The organism is Sphingomonas sp. ABOLH, from assembly GCF_003951715.1.
Taxonomy (GTDB): Bacteria; Pseudomonadota; Alphaproteobacteria; order Sphingomonadales; family Sphingomonadaceae; genus Sphingomonas; species Sphingomonas hankookensis_A.
Genome location: NZ_QQWV01000094.1, coordinates 1 through 2,330 on the forward strand (window position 1 = coordinate 1; position 2,330 = coordinate 2,330).

General features: G+C 54.8%; 3 protein-coding genes and 1 pseudogene. 2 read left to right on the forward strand and 2 right to left on the reverse strand.

All coding sequences use genetic code 11. The features are described from left to right. The first annotated feature begins 210 nt into the window (after positions 1–210). Both CA237_RS19295 and CA237_RS19300 read left to right on the forward strand, forming a co-directional pair. Entirely contained in the window at positions 211–573 is a 363-nt protein-coding gene (locus CA237_RS19295; RefSeq protein ID WP_126015308.1) for a hypothetical protein, read from the forward strand. 46 nt (positions 574–619) lie between these two features. Continuing rightward, positions 620–1,165: a thermonuclease family protein gene (locus tag CA237_RS19300; protein WP_084401754.1), complete on the forward strand. Its 546-nt coding sequence runs from the start codon at positions 620–622 to the stop codon at positions 1,163–1,165. 121 nt (positions 1,166–1,286) lie between these two features. Here CA237_RS19300 and CA237_RS19305 read toward each other — a convergent pair whose 3' ends face one another. Both CA237_RS19305 and CA237_RS19310 read right to left on the reverse strand, forming a co-directional pair. Beyond that, positions 1,287–1,766, reverse strand: coding sequence for a hypothetical protein (locus tag CA237_RS19305; RefSeq protein ID WP_126015310.1), 480 nt, complete (start codon positions 1,764–1,766; stop codon positions 1,287–1,289). Positions 1,767–1,824: 58 nt separating this feature from the next. Beyond that, a pseudogene (locus tag CA237_RS19310) lies at positions 1,825–2,330 on the reverse strand (IS3-like element ISGbe1 family transposase); the annotation flags it as partial.

Below are 2,330 nucleotides of genomic sequence, written 5' to 3' on the forward strand. Positions count from 1 at the left end.
CCGCTCCATCGCCGCGACATAGGCCGGCGCCACGATCTTCTTCGACATGACCTGCTCCTTTCCCGTCACCGTTGACCGAAAAAGGATACGCCTCTCACCGTCGCCTGAGCAGCAGCTAACCCACAAGTGTCCGCGCCCTTGTCCACGTACAGGGATTACCAAGCCCGGCTTATATGCCGGGTCACGCCTCCAACATATTGGGGGGCGCAAATGACCAAATCACCAATTCTGTTGGCTATATGTCTCATTGGCTGCGTACCTACTTCGCCAGATGCAGCACTAATTGACGCTGCAAAATCTGCGGTAAGCCGGGACTTGAAAGACCCGTCATCAGCGCAATTTCGAGACGTAAGTGTCATCAAACAATACTGCGTGTTTGGTGAAGTAAACTCAAAAAATTCGTTTGGTGCATTTGTAGGCTTCAAAAAGTTCGTTTTTGACAGCAAGCGTCACAAAGCGATGATTGATCCTACGACAAACGAGCCAATTGACATTGATAATTTGGATGATGGAAAATTTCAGTCTGGATTAGATTTTACTGCTATGGCTCTAAAATGCGCTGACTATGCGTAAACTAATGTAAGAGGCGGCGCATAGCCGGTCGGGCTGGATTGATTGTATGAGCTTCCGTAAGCCCTTTAAGGCGGTTCCAATCAAGGTGGGGCCGTATTACCGCAACAAGCAACGCAAGGCGCGTAGGCGGTCCCTCATCGCCGCTGTAGGGCTACTGGCTGGCGCTGGCGTGGTTGGGGGTATTGTTGGTGCCGGTTCGGTAGTGTTGCCGTCTAATCGCGTAGCTACCCATATCGACCGGGTATCGGGCTGTAATGCTACCGATGGCGACACGATCCGTTGTGGCAATGAGCGAATCCGGCTGGCCGGTATTGATGCCCCCGAACTGCCGGGACATTGCCGCGAAGGTCGTCGTTGTGCGCCGGGTGATCCGTATGCCGCCACTACCAGGTTGCGAAAAGCAATCGAGGGCGGTGTCCATATCGAGCGGGTAGGCACGGATCACTATGGGCGGACGGTTGCCGCCCTGTCGAACAACGATGGCGACCTATCTTGTATGCAGCTTCGCAACGGTCATGCCGTGTATGTTGCCCGTTGGGATAACGACGAACGGATAGCCCGTACCTGCCCCGATCAGATACGGACACGTTGAGCCGATTAGCGATTGGTTGTCGCGGAAGCGGCATGGTTGGGAAAGGCGAAGTCTTAGGAAAATGGACCCCCACCCCCCTTACCAATCGATTCACAGCCAACGACAAAAATAAAGGCCGCCCTCACATAAGGCATTGTATTTGCTTGCTTTTAAGTGTTGGCAAGCAACCAATCCTTGCTCGAAAGCAATCCGAAAACACCTTTGCGGCAATTTCGTGATGCTCAATCGCGACAATGATCGAGTCATGGAGTGGTAAAGCCGGTATGTTGTACTCGAATGCAAGCTTTGTGATCGCATCCAACAATACTTCACTTTCGATGTATTGAAGCTCGCCCCACCTAACTAAACTATCAGGCCATGATTTTAGGAGCGGGAGCGCTGCACAAACTGCCTCTTCGATAGTTTTGATCGGGTAATCTTTGCCGAGCGTTCGCCCCGGAAAATCTTCACTGTACCGCTTGCCGTTATCAGGCGACCACGCGGTATGGAATTTGTCATGCCCCAAGGTTTGTGAAACCCATAATTTAACAATATCGCGGTGAAAACCGATGCCGGCGTATGGATCACCCATCGGCAACGGCTTGCCGGCTAGTGCGTGCAAGATGGTTAGATGACTACCAGAGATTGAGCAGCCCCCATCGGGTGGTCCGGGTTATTAGTTAGTGCATTGTCGTCTCCGCCGCCATTGCCGGTCGTAGGTGGAGCGAAGCGGAACCGGAGGCCGGCAATGGCGGTGTCGCCGCTTGTGGTGCGGGCGGCCGATAGCCCAGGCTGCTGTGCGGCCGGACGGTGTTGTAGTGACGGCGCCACGCCTCGATCAGTACCCTTGCTTCAGCGAGGCTGTAGAAGATCTCGCCGTTGAGCAGCTCATCGCGCAGCGAGCCGTTGAAGCTCTCGTTGTAGCCATTCTCCCACGGCGAACCCGGCACGATGTACAGCGTCTTCACGCCAACCTGCCCGAGCCATTTCTGAACCGCGGTAGCGATGAACTCGCTGCCGTTATCTGATCTGATATGCGCGGGCGGACCCCTCGCGATGAACAGGTCGGCAAGCGCTGCCAGCACGTCTTCGTGTCGAAGCTGGCGCGCGACGACCAGTGCCAGGCATTCCCTGCTGGCCTCATCGATGATGGTCAGTATCCGGAACTTGCGCCCGTCATGCGTCC